The 18,569-nt window shown below is 74.9% G+C and carries 17 protein-coding genes and 1 tRNA gene; 9 read left to right on the forward strand and 9 right to left on the reverse strand.

All coding sequences use genetic code 11. From position 1 onward, the window contains the following. A partial coding sequence (locus tag ACFQBR_RS14155) for a nucleotide disphospho-sugar-binding domain-containing protein (protein WP_378553554.1) occupies positions 1–620 on the forward strand: 620 nt, incomplete at its 5' end. Between the two features lie 12 nt (positions 621–632). Here ACFQBR_RS14155 and ACFQBR_RS14160 read toward each other — a convergent pair. Next, the gene (locus ACFQBR_RS14160) at positions 633–1,631 is read right to left on the reverse strand and encodes a Gfo/Idh/MocA family protein (protein ID WP_267947199.1); all 999 of its coding nucleotides are present in this window, start codon (positions 1,629–1,631) and stop codon (positions 633–635) included. A 325-nt stretch (positions 1,632–1,956) separates the two neighbouring features. Between ACFQBR_RS14160 and rfbH the strand changes: the two genes are divergently transcribed. Beyond that, positions 1,957–3,279, forward strand: a complete 1,323-nt coding sequence (gene rfbH / locus ACFQBR_RS14165) for a lipopolysaccharide biosynthesis protein RfbH (RefSeq protein WP_267947198.1) — start codon at positions 1,957–1,959, stop codon at positions 3,277–3,279. A 141-nt stretch (positions 3,280–3,420) separates the two neighbouring features. Here rfbH and ACFQBR_RS14170 read toward each other — a convergent pair whose 3' ends face one another. From ACFQBR_RS14170 to ACFQBR_RS14185, 4 genes are all read right to left on the reverse strand, one after another. Continuing rightward, positions 3,421–4,137, reverse strand: a complete 717-nt coding sequence (locus ACFQBR_RS14170) for a class I SAM-dependent methyltransferase (RefSeq protein ID WP_267947197.1) — start codon at positions 4,135–4,137, stop codon at positions 3,421–3,423. 117 nt (positions 4,138–4,254) lie between these two features. Then, positions 4,255–5,031, reverse strand: coding sequence for a TetR/AcrR family transcriptional regulator (locus ACFQBR_RS14175; RefSeq protein WP_267947196.1), 777 nt, complete (start codon positions 5,029–5,031; stop codon positions 4,255–4,257). 139 nt (positions 5,032–5,170) lie between these two features. Next, on the reverse strand, positions 5,171–5,995 hold the full coding sequence (locus ACFQBR_RS14180; protein WP_344180999.1) for an SDR family oxidoreductase: 825 nt from the start codon (positions 5,993–5,995) through the stop codon (positions 5,171–5,173). A 117-nt stretch (positions 5,996–6,112) separates the two neighbouring features. Next, a complete protein-coding gene (locus ACFQBR_RS14185) occupies positions 6,113–6,682 on the reverse strand; it encodes a DNA-3-methyladenine glycosylase I (RefSeq protein ID WP_344181001.1) in 570 nt (189 codons plus the stop codon). A gap of 248 nt (positions 6,683–6,930) precedes the next feature. On the opposite strand from ACFQBR_RS14185, the gene ACFQBR_RS14190 reads away from it, so the two are divergent. The 3 genes from ACFQBR_RS14190 (at position 6,931) to ACFQBR_RS14200 (ending at position 9,565) form a co-directional block, all read left to right on the forward strand. Further along, positions 6,931–7,494, forward strand: a complete 564-nt coding sequence (locus tag ACFQBR_RS14190; RefSeq protein WP_267947193.1) for an HD domain-containing protein — start codon at positions 6,931–6,933, stop codon at positions 7,492–7,494. Between the two features lie 254 nt (positions 7,495–7,748). After that, on the forward strand, positions 7,749–8,708 hold the full coding sequence (locus ACFQBR_RS14195; protein WP_344181003.1) for an ATP-binding cassette domain-containing protein: 960 nt from the start codon (positions 7,749–7,751) through the stop codon (positions 8,706–8,708). Then, positions 8,705–9,565, forward strand: a complete 861-nt coding sequence (locus ACFQBR_RS14200) for an ABC transporter permease (RefSeq protein ID WP_344181005.1) — start codon at positions 8,705–8,707, stop codon at positions 9,563–9,565. Before ACFQBR_RS14195 ends, ACFQBR_RS14200 begins: the two co-directional genes overlap by 4 nt. 65 nt (positions 9,566–9,630) lie before the next feature. Here ACFQBR_RS14200 and ACFQBR_RS14205 read toward each other — a convergent pair whose 3' ends face one another. Then, positions 9,631–10,356 carry a hypothetical protein gene (locus ACFQBR_RS14205; protein WP_344181007.1) on the reverse strand — a complete coding sequence of 242 codons (726 nt, stop codon included), beginning with the start codon at positions 10,354–10,356 and terminating at the stop codon, positions 9,631–9,633. 299 nt (positions 10,357–10,655) lie between these two features. Here ACFQBR_RS14205 and ACFQBR_RS14210 point away from each other — a divergent pair, with 299 nt between their 5' ends. Continuing rightward, entirely contained in the window at positions 10,656–12,620 is a 1,965-nt protein-coding gene (locus tag ACFQBR_RS14210) for a M3 family metallopeptidase (protein WP_344181009.1), read from the forward strand. Positions 12,621–12,673: 53 nt separating this feature from the next. Here ACFQBR_RS14210 and ACFQBR_RS14215 read toward each other — a convergent pair whose 3' ends face one another. Together ACFQBR_RS14215 and ACFQBR_RS14220 are read right to left on the reverse strand one after the other, a co-directional pair. Further along, positions 12,674–14,866 (reverse strand): ATP-binding protein, encoded by a 2,193-nt coding sequence (locus ACFQBR_RS14215; protein ID WP_344181011.1) that lies wholly within the window; start codon positions 14,864–14,866, stop codon positions 12,674–12,676. After that, positions 14,847–15,554 (reverse strand): response regulator transcription factor, encoded by a 708-nt coding sequence (locus tag ACFQBR_RS14220; protein WP_267947187.1) that lies wholly within the window; start codon positions 15,552–15,554, stop codon positions 14,847–14,849. Before ACFQBR_RS14220 ends, ACFQBR_RS14215 begins: the two co-directional genes overlap by 20 nt. Positions 15,555–15,782: 228 nt before the next feature. Here ACFQBR_RS14220 and ACFQBR_RS14225 point away from each other — a divergent pair, with 228 nt between their 5' ends. The 3 genes from ACFQBR_RS14225 to ACFQBR_RS14235 all read left to right on the forward strand — a co-directional run bounded on the left by ACFQBR_RS14225 (position 15,783) and on the right by ACFQBR_RS14235 (position 17,246). Then, positions 15,783–16,544, forward strand: a complete 762-nt coding sequence (locus ACFQBR_RS14225; RefSeq protein ID WP_344181013.1) for a L,D-transpeptidase — start codon at positions 15,783–15,785, stop codon at positions 16,542–16,544. A gap of 66 nt (positions 16,545–16,610) precedes the next feature. Beyond that, positions 16,611–16,943, forward strand: a complete 333-nt coding sequence (locus ACFQBR_RS14230) for a hypothetical protein (RefSeq protein WP_344181015.1) — start codon at positions 16,611–16,613, stop codon at positions 16,941–16,943. A 214-nt stretch (positions 16,944–17,157) separates the two neighbouring features. After that, a tRNA-Ser gene (locus ACFQBR_RS14235) sits at positions 17,158–17,246 on the forward strand. A gap of 241 nt (positions 17,247–17,487) precedes the next feature. Here ACFQBR_RS14235 and ACFQBR_RS14240 read toward each other — a convergent pair. Beyond that, positions 17,488–18,498 carry a LacI family DNA-binding transcriptional regulator gene (locus tag ACFQBR_RS14240; RefSeq protein WP_267947184.1) on the reverse strand — a complete coding sequence of 337 codons (1,011 nt, stop codon included), beginning with the start codon at positions 18,496–18,498 and terminating at the stop codon, positions 17,488–17,490. Positions 18,499–18,569: the final 71 nt, after the last annotated feature.

Here is an 18,569-nt window from a genome sequence, read left to right on the forward strand (position 1 = left end):
CCCTCAGGGTCCCCACCCCCCACGACCTCACCTACCTGCCCATGCGCTACGTCCCCTACAACGGCAGGGCCGTCGTCCCCCACTGGCTGCGCACCCCGCCCGAGCGCCCCCGCATCGCCCTCACCCTCGGCACGACCCTCATGGGCCAGGACAGCGGGGGCAGGGCCCTGTTCCGCGCGCTGCTGGAGGGGTTGGCCGATCTGGACGCGGAGGTCGTGGCGACCCTCCCCGCCCGCGAACAGGACGCCCTCGGCCCCGTCCCCGCCAACACCCGCCTGACCGAGTACGTGCCCCTGCACGCACTCGCCCCCACCTGTGACGCCATGGTCGACCACGGAGGATGGGGGACGGTCCTGACCGGGCTGGCACACGGCGTTCCGCAGGTGATCGTCCCCAGCTGGTTCGACGACCCGATGCTCGCCGACATGCTCGCCGACGGGGGAGCGGCCATCACCGTCCCCCACCGGGCGATGACCGCGGAGACGATCAGCCGGTCGGCCTCCCGGCTCCTGGACGACCCGTCCTTCGCCCGGGGGGCCGCGGGCGTGCGCGAGGCGATGGCGGCCCTGCCGTCCCCGGCCGAACTCGCGGACGCGCTCGTGGGACTCACCCGCGGCTGAACCCCGGGCCGGTCAGCCGGTGACGGCCTCCGCCGCGCTCCGGCGGACGCGGTCGACGAGATCGGCCAGCTCCAGGACCGGCGCCGCGTCCACCGGCGCCACCCCGCGGACACCGTCGGCGAAGGCGTCCAGGAGGTTGCGGAACTGGTGGTCCGGCTCCGACACCAGGTCCTCGGTGCCCGCCCCGGTCCGCAGCTCCAGGGTCGGCCGCAGTGTCTCCGGCGGGGTGAAGGCGCGGTCCAGCCGGACGGCGCCCGCCTCCCCCCAGACCGTGTACTCGTTGCGGTAGTGCAGCCCGAACCCGAACCCCACCTGCGCCGTCCCGCCGTCCGGGGCGCGCAGCAGCACCGAGCCGCGCACGTCCACCCCCGTGTCGGCGCCGCGCTCCAGGACCGCGCCGCCCACCCGGAGCCCGTCGCCCCACAGGAACTGCGCCAGCGCCAGCGGGTACACGCCCACGTCCAGGAGCGCCCCACCGCCCAGCGAGGGGTCGTGCCGGATGTCCCCGGGAGCGCGCTCGGGCACCCCGAACTCGCACATGAGCGCGCGCGGGCGCCCGATCGCGCCCTCCGAGACCAGCCGCCTCAGCTCGTGGTGCTGCCGGTGGTACCGGAAGGCGAAGTTCTCCATGACGGTCAGGCCGCGCCGCCCGGCCTCGGCCAGCAGTTCGGCCGACGTGTCGGGGCCGACCGTGAGGGGTTTCTCGGAGAGGACGTGCAGACCCGCCGCCAGGGCGCGCCCGACCCACTCGTGCCTCAGGCCGACGGGCAGCGGCACGTACACGGCGTCGAGGTCGTCCCGCGCGAGGAGATCCGCGTAACCCGTGACCGCCTCGCCGCCGAAGCGGTCCGCGAACCGGCGCGCCTTGGCGGCGTCCCGGCTGGCGACCGCGACGAGCCGCACCGAGGGCGTCGCCGCGACGGACGGCAGGACGCGCCGCCACGCGATGTCGGCGCAGCCGAGCACCCCGAGCCGCACCGGTGCTCCCGTGCTTCCGAGCGTCGAGGACACACGACCTCCCTCGTGTCGGCCGGCTCCCGAGCGCCGGCTGCCGCGGCCCACTCCGGTCGCGCCGCCGCACATACTGCCAGAGCGCGACGGAGGGGGACACCGCCGTACCCGGGCCCGGCCCGCCGGGGGCCGGGCGGTCCCCGTTCCGCCGGAGCGCGCGGGCACCGGCCCCCGCGCGGCGGGGGCTTTCGCGGAACATGCCCTAGTGTGTCCGGCGCCGTGCCGGGGCGCACAGACCCCGGACGGCCGAGATCCGGTGTCCACGGGGGCGGTCGGCGGCGCTTGCGCCCTCCCGCACCGCCCGCCCAGGAGGGGAGAACCACGCATGGAGACGAGTGACGAGGCCGCGGCCGTGCTCGACGCGGTCCGCGCCTACCACCGGTCCAGGCGGACCGAGCGCGAGTTCGTGCCGGGCGTGACGGAGATCTGGCCGTCCGGCGCCGTCCTGGACGAGGACGACCGGGTGGCGCTCGCCGAGGCCGCCCTCGACATGCGCATCGCGGCGGGCCGGAGCGCGCGCCGATTCGAGTCGGTGTTCGCCCGGAGGCTCGGGCGCCGCAAGGCCCACCTGACGAACTCGGGGTCCTCCGCCAACCTGCTGGCGCTGTCGTCCCTGACCTCCCACCTGCTGGAGGACGAGCGCCTGCGCCCCGGCGACGAGGTCGTCACGGTGGCGGCGGGGTTCCCCACGACCGTCAACCCCATCCTCCAGAACGGGCTCGTGCCCGTGTTCGTGGACATCGACCTGCGCACGTACAACACGACGGCGGAGCGCGTGGAGAGGGCGATCGGCCCCCGCACCCGGGCGATCATGATCGCCCACGCCCTGGGCAACCCCTTCCAGGCCCGGGAGATCGCGCAGATCGCGGAGGACCGGGGCCTGTTCCTCGTCGAGGACAACTGCGACGCGGTGGGCTCGTACTACGACGGGCAGGTGACGGGGTCCTTCGGCGACCTCTCCACGGTCAGCTTCTACCCGGCCCACCACATCACCATGGGCGAGGGCGGGTGCGTGCTCACGTCCAACCTCCTGCTGGCGCGCGTCGTGGAGTCCATGCGCGACTGGGGCCGCGACTGCTGGTGCGAGCCGGGGGAGAGCGACACCTGCCGGAAGCGCTTCAGTTACCAGCTGGGCACCCTGCCGCAGGGGTACGACCACAAGTACACGTTCTCGCACGTGGGCTACAACCTGAAGGGAACCGACCTCCAGGCCGCGCTCGGCCTCACCCAGCTGGAGAAGCTGGACTCCTTCGGGGAGGCCCGGCGGCGCAACTGGCGCCGGATGCGGGAGGGCCTGGACGGGGTGCCCGGCCTGATCCTCCCGGAGGCCACGCCGGGCAGCGATCCGAGCTGGTTCGGGTTCGTCGTCACCGTCGATCCGGAGGCGCCGTTCGGCAGGGCGGAGCTGGTCCGGTTCCTGGAGTCCCGCAGGATCGGCACCCGGCTGCTCTTCGCGGGAAACCTCACCCGCCACCCCGCCTACCTCGACCGCCCGCACCGGGTGGCGGAGAACCTGGACAACAGCGACATCGCCACCGACCAGACGTTCTGGACCGGGGTCTACCCGGGCCTCACGGACGAGATGATCGACTACGTGGTCTCCTCCATCACCGAGTTCGTCAAGGAGCGGGGCGCCGTCGCCCCCTGACCGGGCCCCGCCCGCTGTCGCCGAGGGGGCGGCCGGGCGCAGACCCCGACGGGACGCCCCTGCGCGAAGGGCGCGCCGCGCGGTCGGCGGAAGCCCGGCGGCCCCGGCGCGTCCCGCGCCCGGAACGCGCCGGGGCGCGGCTCACGCGGACGGCAGGTGCTCGGGCATCCGGAAGTAGATCATCGGGTTGTCCCTGCTGGTGCGCACCGGCTCCCCCAGGCCCAGCTCCTCCTTGAGCTCCAGGAGCGCCGTGTACGGGGCGGGCGCCCTCCTGCGGGACGGCGTGAAGAAGTCCGTGCCCGTCCTCCGCAGCCACGCCAGCACGACCGCCCCCTCGGTCAGCGGCAGGGCCCGCCTGCCGTGGAAGACGTCGTGGACGCTGACCGGGGTCCCGGGCGCGACCCGGGGGAACAGCTCCGACAGGTACCACCGCGCGAACCGGCCGTTGTGGGCCGCGTCCACGAACAGGTAGCCGATCCCCTCCGGAACCCGGGACATGTTCTCCCGGATGTCGCCCTTGTGGAACTCCCAGCGGCCCAGCGACAGCTCGGAGGGCACGTTCGCCACCACGTTGTCCACGATGTCGAAGGAGTGCAGCGTCCCCGTCCCGTTGTCGCGCAGCGCCGACAGGATCCAGGTCGTGGACCAGCCGTGGAACGTGCCCAGCTCCATCACCGTGTCCGGACGGGTCTCGCGCAGGAGCAGGTAGGTGATCTCCGCTTCCAGGTCGTCGAGCTGCGGGGTCATGCGGTCCCGCGTGGCGCGGTGGAACGCGCGCTGCGCGTCGCGCACCTTCGCCAGCGGGTCGCGGTACTTGCGGTACAGGTCCCCGATCAACGACAGGCCGATGTCCCCCATACCGCTCCCTGGTTCGCTCCGTGTGGGTCCGGCCCTCACCGTATCGACCCGGGGGGCGTCGGGCACCGGAAACCGGGCGCCTTCCCTCCCGGCGGGTCGCGGTCGGCGCCGGCGGAACTACACGCCGTCCGCGGAGGAGGACCGGGAGTCCACCAGGACCTGGATCCCGTCCAGGACGCGTTCCAGCCCGAACGCGAAGTCGTGCTCGGCCGGGTAGACGGTCCGGTGCTCCCGCCCGACGGAGCTTCCGACGCGGGAGGCCGTCGGATAGTCGCTGTCCCTGATCAGGGAGGCGAGGACCGGGCCGTGGGCGCGCCACCACTGGCCGTCGGTCATGCCCGACGCCCGCTCGGTCTCGCCGACCGCGACGGCCTGGGCGGCGGCGCCCTCCGCATAGCTGTTGACCAGGCTGACCGTGGAGTCCATCTCCCCGTCGGTCAGGCCGAGGCCGTCGACCGCGGAGAGCTCGTACTCGTACTTGGCGACGAGGTTGGGGCCCAGCAGGCGCCCCCGGGAGGCCTGGAGCATCCACGGGTGGCGCAGGAACAGGCGCCAGTTCGCGTGCGCGATGGCGCCCAGCCGGTCCCGCCAGCCGTCGGGCCGTCCGCCGTCCGCGTGCAGGCCCGCGTAGGCGGCGTCGAGCATCAGGTCGATCAGCTCGCCCCGGCCCGGGACGTAGGTGTACAGGGACATCGTGCCGACGCCGAGGCGCTCGGCGACCTTGCGCATGGACAGCGCGGCGAGCCCGTCGGCGTCGGCGAGCCCGGAGGCCACGGACACGATCCGGTCCACGCTCAGGTCGGGCTTGTTGCGCCTGCTGGTGGGCTCCTGGGTACGCCACAGCAAGGCCAGGCTGCGCGCGGGGTCGCCGCTCGTGGTGTGCTGAGTGGACATTGACCGCCCTGCTCTTCCGGTCCGGTGCCCGGTCAGTGTACGGCAGGGCGGTCACGCCGGGTGGCCGCCGGTTCCGGGCAGCTCCCGGGCCCGCGGCACGGGGGGGCGGGCTCCCGGTGCGCGGTCCCCGCGAGGGCGGTCAGCCCCGGCCGAGGAAGGCGTCCCTGTGCTCCTCGGCCCACGCCGCGAACCCGCGGGCGGGCCGCCCGGTGACCTCCTCGACGGTGGGCAGGGGCCGGGTTCCCACCTCCGGGGGGTCCGCGGCCAGCCGGGCGGCGAAGCCGATGTACTCCTCGTCGTGGCCCAGGGCGCGCAGCCGCCCGGCCTCCTCCTCGGGGCTGGTCCGGACCAGCGCGATCTCCCGGCCGACCGCCCGGGAGAGCACCGCCACCCGCTCCCCGGGGGTCAGCGCCTCGGGGCCGGTGAGGGGGTAGGCGCGGCCGCCGTGTCCGTCCTCGGTGAGGGCGGTGACCGCCACGGAGGCGATGTCCGCCTCGTGCACCAGGGCGCTGGGGTGGGTGCGGACCTCCCTGACCACGCCCTCCTCCGCGACGGACCCGGCCCAGTCGAGGGTGTTGGCCATGAACTCGACCGGGTGCAGGAGCGTCCAGGACAGGGGGCTCGCGGCCAGGGCCTCCTCGACGGGACCCGGGTGGAAGTCGCACAGGACCGTCACCCGGCGGACCCCCGCCCGTTCGGCGAGCTCGACGATCCGCGGCGCCGTGTCGAGGGGCGCGTAGTCGTCCCCGCCGAACGTGATCAGGTGCAGGCCGACCACCCCCTCCAGGTGGGGGACGAGGCTGTCGGGGTCGGTGAGGTCGCCGCGCACCGCCCGCGCTCCCTCCGGGAGACGGGCGCGACCGGGATCGCGGGTGAGCGCGCGGACCGGGAGCCCGGCGCCGAGCAGCTGGTCGACGACGTGGCGGCCGACGGTTCCGGTGGCGCCCGCGACGAGGAACGTCATGGCTCTCTCTCCTCCAGTGGGGGCGGCGGGGGCGTGCCCGCCTGTTTCGTATGGCGTACAGTACACCGTACGGAACAGGGTGCGGGAGAGCGGCGGACCACTGGGGCGCGCGGCGGCTCAGGCGGAGGCGGCGGGGCACCCGGCCAGGTGGTCGTCGACCACCCCGACGGCCTGGAGGTAGGAGTACACGATCGTGGTGCCGACGAAGTTGAAGCCGCGCGCCTTGAGGTCCTTGCTGACCCGGTCGGACAGCGGGGTGCTCACCGGGACCTGTGACGGCTCGGTGAAGCGGTTGACCACGGGCTCGCCGTCCACCCAGCCCCACAGGTAGGCGGCGAAGCTGCCGTGCTCCTCGCGCACCCGCTCGAAGGAGCGGGCGTTGCGCACCACCGAGGCCACCTTGAGCCGGTTGCGGACGATGCCGGGGTCCGCGAGGAGCCGGTCGGTGTCCTCCTGGCCGTACCCCGCGATCCGGGAGCGGTCGAAGCCGTGCAGCGCGCGGCGGTAGTTCTCGCGCTTGCCGAGCACCGTGGACCAGGAGAGCCCGGCCTGGGCGCCCTCCAGCACGAGCAGCTCGAACAGGTACGCGTCGTCCCGGGACGGCCTGCCCCACTCCTCGTCGTGGTAGGCCTTCATCAGGTCCGACGCGTTCCGGGCCCAGGCGCAGCGCTGGTCCTGGTCGGGCATGGGTGCTCCTCGGTGTCGACTGCGGTCACCGCATTGTCGCGGAGACCGCCGACCGTCCGGGGCGGGGTCCTTCCCGCCCCGGGCGCGCGGGAGCTCCGCCCGCGGGGAGGCGCGCCGGGGCGTCCGGCGTCCGCGGGCGGCCCCGGAGGGAACCGGACCGGCGGGTCTATCGTGGAGCGCGGCCACGGCCTTCCCGCGGCCGTCCCCCGGTGCGCGCGGGAGCGCGCGGGAAACGGAGTCCGAACCCCATGGACGTCATCGCCGTACCGGACGAGGCCGCCCGGCTCCTGGCCGACGTCGGGGCGCCGCCCCGCCTGGTGGCGCACGGTGACCTCGTCCACGGAGCGGCGGTCGCGCTGCTCGCGTGGCTGGCCGACCGCCACCCCGGCCTGCCGGTGGACGCCGGGGCCGTCCGCTTCGGCGCCGCCGTGCACGACATCGGCAAGACCGGGCATCCCGGGGAGCTGACCGGACCGGGGCGCCTGCACGAGGCGGCGGGGGAGCGGCTGCTGCTGTCCCGCGGCGTGCCCGCGCGTCTGGCCGGGTTCTGCGCCACCCACGGGGACTGGTCCGCCGAGGGCCGGACGCTGGAGGACCTGCTGGTCAGCCTCTCCGACAAGATCTGGAAGGGCGCTCGCGTCGAGGGGCTGGAGCTCCTCGTCACCCGACGGTTGGCGGAGGCGGCGGAGCTGCCCGCCTGGGAGGTCTTCGCGTCCCTGGACGACGTGCTCCGGGAACTGGCCGACGGCGCGGACGCCCGGCTGGCACACCAGGCCCGCCATGCGGTGGCCCCGCCCGGAACCGGGGGATAGGGCACTCCGGCGCGCTCCGCCCGCCGCCGACCACGCCGCGGCGGTGGGGGCCGGACACCTCCGGCGGCCGGCCCCCGCCCGTCCCCGGGGGCGCGGGGCCCGGAGAACCGGCCGGCCGGGAGGGGCGGCCGAGGCCGCCCGCCGCGCGCTTCATCCCGTCAGGAATGATCTCCGGCGCCCTTGTGTTCTCTGGACCGTAGACCGTACAGTACGCCGTACGGCAAAGGGGATCGGCTGTCGAAGAGGAGATCACCGTGGAGACGACCGGGGGCGCGGTCACCGCGCGGGGCCTGGGGAAGCGCTACGGACGGAGCTGGGCGCTGAGGGGGTTCGACCTCCATGTGCCCGTCGGCAGCGTGTGCGGGCTGCTCGGCCCCAACGGGGCGGGCAAGACCACCGCCGTGCGCGTGCTCACCACGCTGCTGCGCGCCGACGAGGGCACGGCGAGCGTCGCCGGACACGACGTGGCCGCCCACGGGGACCGGGTGCGCCGGAGCATCGGACTGGTGGGACAGAACGCGGCCGTCGACGAGGTGTTGAGCGGGCGCCAGAACCTGGAGATGTTCGGCCGCCTCCACCACCTGGGCTCCCGGAGGGCCGCCGCGCGCGCGGTCGAGCTGCTGGAGCGGTTCCGCCTGGCCGACACGGGGAGGAAGCCGGTCGGCGCCTACTCCGGCGGCATGAGGCGCCGCCTCGACCTGGCCGCGAGCATGATCCTGGCACCGCCCGTGCTGTTCCTGGACGAGCCCACCACCGGACTCGACCCGCGCAGCCGCGACGAGGTGTGGGGCGCGGTCCGCGAGCTGGTCGCGGGCGGCACGACCGTCCTGCTCACGACCCAGTACCTGGAGGAGGCGGACCGGCTCGCCGACCGGATCTCCGTGGTCTCCTCCGGCCGGGTCGTCGCCGAGGGCACCCCCGGGGAGCTCAAGTCCCGGCTCGGCGGCGACCGCCTCGACCTGGTGGTCCGCGACCCGGCGGCGCTCGCCGGGGCGGCCGGCATCGTGCGGCGGGTCGTCGGCGCGGAGCCGGACACCGACGTGGAGAACCGCCGGGTCGGCGTCGGCGTGGAGGACCGGGTCGCGGCGCTCACCGAGGTGGTGCGGGCCCTGGAGGAACAGCGGATCGGCGTGGAGGACGTCGTCCTGCGCCGCCCCACCCTGGACGAGGTGTTCCTGCACCTCACGGAGGCCGAGGAGGAGACCACACGATGAACGCGACCGCCACTCCGTCCGCTCCGTCCGCCGCAGGCCCCGCCCACGGGGAGGCCGGCGGATTCGCCGCCCGCGTCCGCTGGGCGGTCGCGGACGGGTGGACCATCACCCGGCGCGACGTCCTCCACTGGCTGCGCCGTCCCGGACAGCTCGTCGCGGGGCTGCTCTTCCCCGTCATGATGCTGCTGATGTTCGGGTTCCTGTTCGGCGGGGCGATGACCGTGCCCGGCGGCGGGGACTACCGCGAGTTCCTGATGCCCGGCATGTTCGCCATGACCATGGTCTTCGGCGTGGGCGAGACGGTCACCGCCGTCTCCCACGACATGGCGCGCGGCGTCACCGACCGCTTCCGCTCCATGCCCATGGCGCCGTCCGCCGTCGTGGTGGGGCGCTGCGCGGCCGACATGCTCAGGTCCGCGATCACGCTGGCGATCCTCCTCGGCTGCGGCCTGCTGGCGGGGTGGCAGTGGAACGGCACCGGGGGCGAGGCCGCGGCGGCGGTCGGCCTGCTCCTGCTGCTGCGCTTCTCCCTGGTGTGGCTCGGCATCTACGTGGGCCTGGCCGTCCGGGGGGAGGGGGCGGTCACGGCCGTGCACACCCTGGAGTTCCCGCTGGGGTTCCTGTCCAACGCGTTCGCGGCCACCGCGACCATGCCCCTGTGGCTGGGGACGGTCGCGGACTGGAACCCGCTGTCCTCCACCGTCACCGCCACCCGCGAACTGTTCGGCAACCCGGGCTGGGGCGGTGAGACCTGGATCGCGCAGAACGCGCTGCTCATGGCGGTGGTGTGGCCGCTGGCCATCGTCGCGGTCTTCTTCCCGCTCTGCGTCCGGCGGTACCGCGACATGGCCGGGTAGCCGGGGCCGCGCCACGGCGGGGAGGCCCGGCGGCCGGACACGGGTCCGGCCGCCGGGGCGCCCGGTCAGCCGTACCGGCCCGCCCGCCGGTGGGCCGCGTCGTACAGGGCGAGGTACCGGCGCGCCCTCGCCTGCCTGGCACTCGCGAGGGGGACCAGGCACAGGAAGCCGATGAACATGAGGACGGTGTGCACACCGGTCGCGAGGCCGTTCAGGTCCTCCTCCAGGAGGGACCGGACGGTCCCGTAGAGACCGACCGAGACCACGAGCGCGCCGCACACGACCGACACGGTGACGACGGCGGACCGGAACGGCGGAGGCAGGAAGGCGGCTTGTGCGAGAAGAGCGTCCGACACCGCCCGTGCGACCTGGTCGGTGCGGGCGTCGGAGCCGATCAGCCCGTGCCGGACGAGGGCCTGTGCGGCGCGCAGGTCCCCCGGCGTCGTCCACGGGGGGATCCGATCCGGTGGCGGCCAGTGGTTCACCATGGTGTACACCAGGGCCGAGCCCATGAGCGGCGGGACGGCCACCAGGGCGAGGACGCCGACCGTGTCGGCCCAGGCATGGACGGTCCGGGCCCAGGCCATGCCTCTGAACAGGCCGAAGGGACCCTCCGCCTCGGCGGCGACGATCATCGTCGCGCCGTTCCCCACCATGACGGCGAGGGCCGCACCCAACAGGACGGACCCGATGACGCGCCGCCGCCGGTACGCCCGGGCGTAGCTCCCGGCGGTCCGGGGCGGGACCCGGCCCGGCTGCGCGGACGGCGGGGGGTGCGGGGGACGGTGCACAGGGGCCTCCGGGGGCGTCTGCGGGGGAGTGCGGCCGGTCCGGAGCCGCGCGTGCCCGGGGCTCGGGAGGGGGAACGGGAGCCGTCCCTCCCTGCCTCGGACGTCCGGGCGGGGACCCCGGTTCCCGGAAACCCCGACGGGACAGCGGTTCCAGGCGGGAGCGTGCGCGCCCCGGGCGGAACCGGTGTGACAGCGCGGGCAGGCCGCGATAGAACGGCACCGGCATTCCCGGCACACGTGTCCATTCCAGGCACACGGACCGCCAGGCCGACGCGCACGAATCACGAGGAGCCCGAGCCTTGACCGACAACCCGTTCTTCGCTCCCAGTGGTCTGCCCTACCAGCTGCCCGACTTCGCGAGCATCCGCGAGGAGCACTTCCTCCCGGCGTTCGAGCGGGGCATGGCCGAACACCTGGCCGAGGTCGACGCGATCGCGAACGATCCCGAGCCCCCGACCTTCGACAACACGCTCGCGGCCCTGGAGCGGTCCGGCAGGACCCTCCGCCGCGTCGAGGCCGTGTTCCGCACCCTGGCCGGCTCGGACGCGACCGACGGCATCAGGGAGATCGAGAAGGAGATCGCCCCGAGGGCCGCCAACCACCGGGACGCGATCTCCCTCCACCGCGCCCTGTGGCGGCGGATCGAGCAGGTCACCGCCTCGGGGCCGGAGGAGACCCGCCTCCTGGAGCGGTACAGGACCGACTTCACCGCCGCGGGGGCCGACCTCGCGGAGGAGCAGCAGGCCGGGCTGCGGCAGCTCAACGAGGAGCTCGCCGGCCTCGCCACGGAGTTCGCGCAGAACGTGCTCCGCGCCTCCTCGGAGTCCGCGCTCGTCGTACACGACCCCGCACTGCTCGACGGGCTGGACGAGGCCCAGATCAGGGCGGTCGAGAAGGACGGGGAGTACGTGCTCCCCCTGCTCAACTTCACCGTGCAGCCCGCGCTCGCCCAGCTCACCGACCGCGCCACCCGCGAGCGGCTGTACACCCTCAGCACGGAGCGCGCCCCGGAGAACCTCGGTCTCGCCGCGCGGATCGCCGCGCTGCGGGCCGAGCGGGCCGACCTCCTCGGCCACCCCGACCACGCCTCCCTCAAGGTCTCCGACCAGACGGCGAGGACCGTCGGGGCGGTCGAGGAACGGCTCGGTCAGCTGGTCGGACCCGCCGTCCGCAACGCCGAGAAGGAGGCCGAGGCGCTCGCCGAGCACGCCGGACACCCCGTCGAACCGTGGGACCGGCCCTTCTACGCCGAGAAGGTCCGACTGGCGCGCCACGACTTCGACAAGGGCGCCCTGCGGCCCTACTTCGAGCTGGACCGGGTCTACCGGGACGGGGTCCTCCACGCCGCCACCCTCCTCTACGGCGTCACCTTCGCCGAGCGCACGGACCTGCGCGGCTACCACCCCGACGTGCGCGTGTGGGAGGTGTTCGAGGAGGACGGGACCGGGCTCGGGCTGTTCCTGCTCGACCCCTACGCCCGCCCCACCAAGCGCGGCGGGGCCTGGATGCACAACCTGGTCGACCAGTCGTTCCTCCTGGACGAACGGCCCGTGGTGGTCAACAACCTCAACATCACCAAGCCCGCGTCCGGGCCGACGCTGCTCACCCTCGACGAGGTCCGCACGGCCTTCCACGAGTTCGGCCACACCCTGCACGGCCTGTTCTCGGCGGTGCGCTTCCCCCGCTTCTCGGGCACCGGCGTCCCCCGCGACTTCGTCGAGTTCCCCTCCCAGGCCAACGAGATGTGGGCGCACCGGCCGGAGGTCCTCGCCAACTACGCCAGGCACCACGAGACCGGCGAACCCGTGCCCGCCGAGCTCGTCGAGAGGATGGCCGCGGCCACGCGGTTCAACCAGGGCTTCGCGACCGTCGAGTACCTCGCGGCGGCGCTGCTCGACTGGTCCTGGCACCGCATCGGCGCCGGAGAGGCCGTGGACCCGGCCGCCTTCGAGGAGCGGGCCCTGGAGGCCTGGGGCCTCGGCCTGGCGCAGGTGCGCCCCCGCTACCGCACCGCCTACTTCATGCACGTGTTCTCCAACGACTACAGCGCCGGCTACTACTCGTACGTGTGGAGCGAGGTCCTCGCCGCGGAGGCCGTGGAGTGGTTCACCGCCAACGGCGGCCCCACCCGGGAGAACGGTGAGCGCTTCCGGGAGCGGGTGCTCTCGGTCGGCGGGAGCACCGACCCGATGGAGGCCTTCCGCGGCTTCCTCGGCCGCGAGCCGCGGATGGAGCCCCTGCTGCGCCGCCGCGGCCTGGAGTAGGCGGAGGGGACCGGGGCTCCCGCCGCGGGGGCCGGAGGCGCCGGGCCGGGGGCTCAGGACGCCGACGGCCCCGGCGGCTCCGGCCGGTCCGGAGGGCCTGCCGAGGGCAGGCGCACCGTGAAGACGGTGCCCTCGCCCCGCACGCTCTCCACCGAGACCGACCCGCCGTGCAGCTCCACCAGGCCGCGCACGATGGCCAGCCCCAGGCCGCTGCCGCCGGTGCGCCTGTTGCGCGACTTGTCCGCGCGCCAGAACCGGTCGAACACGTGCGGGAGGTCCTCCCGTGCGATGCCGACCCCCGTGTCCTCCACCTCCACGACGACGTCGCCGCCGGAGCCGTCCCGGGGCGGCCCGCCCGCCGGGCCCGCGATCCCGTCCGCGCGCCGCACCCGGACGGCGACCGTCCCGGGGGCCGGGGTGTGCCGCAGCGCGTTGCCCACCAGGTTCCCGACCATCTGGCGCAGCCGGGTCCGGTCGACCACGGCCACCGCGTCCTCCACCTCCACGACCAGCCGCAGCCCCGCCGTCTCCGCCCGCAGGCGCTGGCCGTCCACCACCTGCGCCGCCAGGGCGCCCACGTCGACCGGCTCCGGGGACAGCCGCAGCTTCCCCGCGTCCGCCAGCGCCAGGTCCTGGAGGTCGTCGATGATGTCCTGGAGCAGGAGCGTCTCGCCGACCAGCATCCCCATGCGCTCCCGGTCCAGGTCCGCGACCCCGTCCTGGGCGGCCTCCAGCCAGCCCCGCAGGTTGCTCAGCGGTGTCCGCAGCTCGTGGGAGACGTCGCTGACCATCGCCTTGCGCTGGTCCTCCAGCCGCGCCAGGTGCTCCGACATCTCGTTGAACGCGGCCGCGAGCTGCCCGATCTCCCCCGAGTCGCTCACCTCGACCCGCGCCGTCCCCTGCCCGGCGCGCATGCGCCGCACGGCGTCGGTCAGCGCGCGGACCGGGCGGACGAGGCGGGTCGACACGGCCACGCTCACCACCACCGTCAGCACCAGTACCAGCAGCACCACCCCGGCGACGCGCAGGAGGCCCTCGCGGGACAGGGACAGGCCGGTCTCCGGCTCCTCCGACGGGTCGTCGATGAACAGCAGCGCGGCGGGGGCCACGTAGGGATCGAGCTGTTCGCGGACACCGGAGTCGAGGCAGGCCGAGGTGCGCGCGTCGAACCTCGGGGGCGCGGGAGGGGACGGCTCCTCGGACGGCGGCGAGGCCACGGGGTCGGGGGCCGGAGAGGGCGCCGGGGCCTCCTGGTCCGGGGCGATCGGCGCCTCCGGGAGCCCGGGCGGAGCCGGCTCCTCCACGGGCGCCTCGACCGATCCGCCGTCGGCGGGCTCCTCGCTCGGAACTGCGGGCACGCCCGGGTCGGTCCCGGAGTCCCCGGGCCGCTCCTCCACCGGTTCCCGGGGGGCGCGCGCCTCGTCCGCCGCCGGCGGGGCCCCGTCCCCCACGGGCTCGGCCACCGGGACCCCGGCGGCGCCGTCCATGCGGAACTCCGCCCCGGGCAGCCCGTCCTCCCCGAGGTCGAGGCAGGAGGCGACCAGGCGGTTCAACTCCGCCAGGGCCTCCCGCTCGCTCCCGGTCGGCTCGTCCAGCGCGTCGAGCCCGCAGTCGGACCACACGGCGTCGTCCACCGGGTCCCCGGTCACGGCGGGCCGACCGCTCGGGCCGGCCTCCACCTCCGCGGCCAGCCCGTACACCCCGCTCAGGCAGGCCGCGCCCGACTCTGCGACCTCCAGCAGCCGGGACCGGTCCTCCCGGGGCAGGGCGAACGGTCCCACCGCGCGCGGGTCGATGCGCCCCGCGAGGCCGGACGCCAGCGTGACGTCCACCGCCAGCGGGTCGATCACCGAGGACGTGCGGTGGGGGAGCGGCCGGTCACCGCCCGCCGAATCCGCCAGCAGGCCGTGGCTCTCGGTCGTCAGGGCGATCCGCCGCCCCGTCTCGTCCGCCAGCTCCTCCACCGTCGACCCCACCCCGTCCCACGCGGGGTGGGTGGCCGCGTACGCGACGAGGGTGTCGTGGATGCGGGTGTCCACCGCCAGGGTCTCGCCCTGCTGGACGCTGATCGACTCCGACGTCCCCTGCACCGCCAGCCAGGCCGTCGCGGTGATCGAGCAGACCGCCACCAGCACCGAACTGGCCAGGAGGCGCGCCAGCAGGCTGTGCCGCAGGGCTCCCCCGGCCCGGGGACGCGCCCGGCGGCCGCGGGCCCGCGGGGCGCCCCTATCCCGGCGACGTACCATCGCCGGCCCCGACGAGCTTGTAGCCGACGCCGTAGACCGTGACCAGCCGCACCGGCTTGCGGGGGTTCGGCTCCAGCTTCTTCCTCAGGTTCTTCACGTGGACGTCGATCGTGCGCTCGGTGATGAACCGGCTCATGCCGTGGATGTACTCCAGCAGCTGGGCCCGGGTGAGGACCCGCCCCGGCCGGGCGGCCAGCGCGGCGAGCAGCTGGAACTCGGCCGGCGTGCACTCCACCGGCTCGCCGTCCACCCGCACGGCGTGCCGTGACGGGTCCACCGCGACCGGGCCCGCGCGCAGCACCCGGTCCGGACCGTCGGGGTCCCGCCGCGACCGGCGCAGCAGCGTGCGCACCCGCGCCATCAGCTCACGCGGGCTGTAGGGCTTGGTCACGTAGTCGTCCGCGCCCAGGTCCAGGCCGGTCAGCAGGTCCTCCTCGGTGGAGCGCGCGGTGAGCATCAGCACCGCGACGTCCGACTCCGCGCGGAGCGTGCGGCACGCCTCGAGGCCGCTCATGACCGGCATCATCACGTCCAGGACGACCAGGTCGGGCCGCTCGCGGTGGTGCTCCTCGACCGCGGCGCGCCCGTCGTGCACCACGCGGACGAAGTGGCCCTCGTGCTCCAGGTAGCGACGGATCAGGTCGGCCTGGTTCACGTCGTCCTCCGCGACCAGCACATGCGCGCACACGGCGACCTCCGCTCGGCTCGGTTGGCGGCCGGTCCCGGGGCCGGCCGCGGCTCGATCGTACGTGTCCCCCGCGGGCCCCGGACCGGCGGTTCCGGGCCGCCCCAGGTCACCACACAGGAGACACACGACGGGCACACGGGTTCTTCACATCCGTCCGCGATTCTTCGATCTCGTCCGGCAGGGAAACGGTCCGCCGGACGCCTCCCCGAACGAAGCCGGACGGATTCCATGCGTCGATCCACGCCGCCCCGACGAACCACCGGGGCCCTGCCGTCACTCGCGGCCGCCGCGGCCCTGGCCGCTCTCACGGCCTGCTCGTCCGCACCCGCGTCCGAGGACGCACCCGGGGCCGGGGAACCGGCCGCCGGAGCGGGCGGGGACGCCGGCGCCGAGGCGGTCGAGATCGCCACGGTCGTCGGCGGGGAGGTCGACGTCCACGCCGAGAAGGAGGGCGCGGAGGCGTCGCAGACCCTCACGAGCCCCAACGACTTCGGGGTGGACCGCACGTTCCTCGTCGAACGGAACGAGGGCGAGTGGCTGGAGGTGCTCCTCCCGGTCCGGCCCAACGGTTCCACGGGCTGGATCAGGAGCGACGAGGTGGAGCTGTCCACCACCGAGTTCCGCGTCGAGATCGACACGGAGGCCTTCGAGTTCACCGTCCACGACGGAGAGGAGGAGGTGCGCGCCGGGGTGATCGGCACGGGGGCGAACGAGACCCCCACCCCGCCCGGCCGCTACTACTTCACCGAACTGCTTCGGCCCCCGGACCCGGACGGCGACTACGGCGTCTACGCCTTCGGGCTGAGCGGCTTCTCCGAGACGCTGGAGACCTTCGCGGGCGGCCCCGGCCAGCTCGCCGTGCACGGCACCAACGACGAGGAAGCCCTGGGACGCCAGGTCAGCCACGGGTGCATCCGGGTCTCCAACGACGACGTCACGTGGATGGCGGAGAACCTGCCGATCGGCACGCCGGTCGAGATCTCCGGCTGACCCCCGGCCCCGGACCGCCGCGCGGGGCGGTACCCCGCACACACCGAACGACCAGAAGGACCCACCATGCGTCTGAAGACCAGCCTGTTCGCCGCCGGCATCGCGGCGTTCGCCCTGTTCGGCGCCGCCCCGGCGTTCGCCGCCGACGAGCCGGCCGTCCCGCCCTCCCAGAGCGACTGCCCGGCGGTGCCCGTCCCGGCCGATCCCGCCGAGGGCGTGGTCGCCCCCGAGGAGGGCGGGGCCGGCCTGCCGGGGGAGTGCGCCGAGCCCGAGCCCGGTGTGGAGGCCCCCTCCGAGGAGCCGAGCCCGGGCGAGGGGGCCTCCGTCGAGCCGGACCCGGTCGCGCCCGAGGCCGCCCCCGCGCCTCCGGTCGAGCAGGACCCGAACTACACGGGCTGACCCCCGTCGGGGCCGCGGGGCGCGAGCCCCGCGGCCCCGCGGAACACGGTGCCGGGGTGCCGCGGCCGTCGCGCGGTGGTCCCGCACGGGAGCGGCGGACCGGGGGCGCGCCTTCCGTTCCGCCGCTCCACCCGCGTGCGGCGCGCCCCCGTGCCGCGATCCGGGCCCTCGTTTTGCGCAACGGTCCGTGGTGTCTGTAGTCTTGTCACAGCCAGGAGGATTCGCCTAGTCAGGTCTATGGCGCCGCACTGCTAATGCGGTTAGGTGGCAACGCCTTCCGGGGTTCAAATCCCCGATCCTCCGCAGATCACGAGGGGTCCCGCGCTTCGGCGCGGGGCCCCTCGTGCGTGCCCGGTCTCAGTTGCACGCCGTGGCATGCGGTCTCACCCCGTCTCAGGGGATCAGCCGAACGGTGGAGACGGCCCACACCGCGCCCACGCTGCTCCGGCTCCACGCCGGGGAGCCCGCGCCGTCCCCCCGGGCGCCGCTCCTCGACTCCGGGCACCGCTCGCTCCGCCGCCGCGCGCCGCCGCCCCCGGCCGCCTCATGCCAGGAGCGCGACCGACCCCCGCTCCACCAGGCGCACGGGCAGCCGCACGGCGGTGCCGGGGCCCTCCACGAGCAGGTCCATGATCTGCTCCCCCAGGGCCTCGCGCTCCACGGCGATCGTGGTCAGGCCCGGGTCCAGCAGGGCGGAGGTGGGCAGGTCGTCGTGGCCCACGACGCTGACGTCCCGGCCCACGCGCAGGCCCCGGGAGCGGGCGGCGTCGTAGACGGCGGCGCTCAGGTGGTCGGAGTTGACGACGAGGGCGCGGTGACCCGGACGCGCCATCATCTCCGACGACCTGCGGGCCACCGCCTCGTGGTCCAGCGGGCCGCGCACCACGTCTCCGGCCATCCCGTGCTCCGCGCAGCGGCGCAGGAAGGACTCCTCGCGTCCCCAGTCGGCGGCCAGGGCCTCGGGCGCCGTCAGCAGCGCGGCCTCGCGGTGCCCGCGCTCCGCCAGGTGCGCCACGGCCAGGGAGACGGCGGCGTCGTCGTCGGGGCCGACCGTGGACAGGCGGCTCGCGGCCCCCTCGCGATCGGGCTCCGGTGTGCAGTTGAAGGCCACCACCGGGATATGGGTGTGGCGGTCCATCCACTCCAGGAGGCGGCCGCGCCGGCCGATGGGGGCGATGGCGATCCCGGCGACCGCCTCGGCGGCGAGCCTGCGCAGCGCGGCGCCCTCCCGCTCCTGGTCGTAGTCCGAGCTCATGATCAGCAGGAGCGCCCCCTTGCGGTGCGCGACGGTCTCCATGCCGCGCAGCACGTCCAGGAAGAAGGGGTTGCGCATGTTCCGGATCACCACGCCGTAGGCGGAGCGCCGTCCGGTGCGCAGCGCCCGGGCCCGGCCGTCGGGCTGGTAGTCCAGTTCCGCGGCGACGCGGCGGACCCGCTCCGCGGTCGCCGGGGCCACGCGGCCGGTGCCGTTGAGGGCGAAGCTGGCCTGGGCGACCGAGACGCCCGCCCCGGCCGCGACGTCCCGCAGGGTCGCGCGCTTGGTCGGTTCGGGCATGGCACTCCTCGGGGACGGCGGCCGTGGACTCGAAAAGTACCGTGTGCCCGCAGGGACCGGAACCGGCGCGG

It is taken from the genome of Nocardiopsis tropica (assembly GCF_042660575.1).
Lineage (GTDB): Bacteria > Actinomycetota > Actinomycetes > Streptosporangiales > Streptosporangiaceae > Nocardiopsis > Nocardiopsis tropica.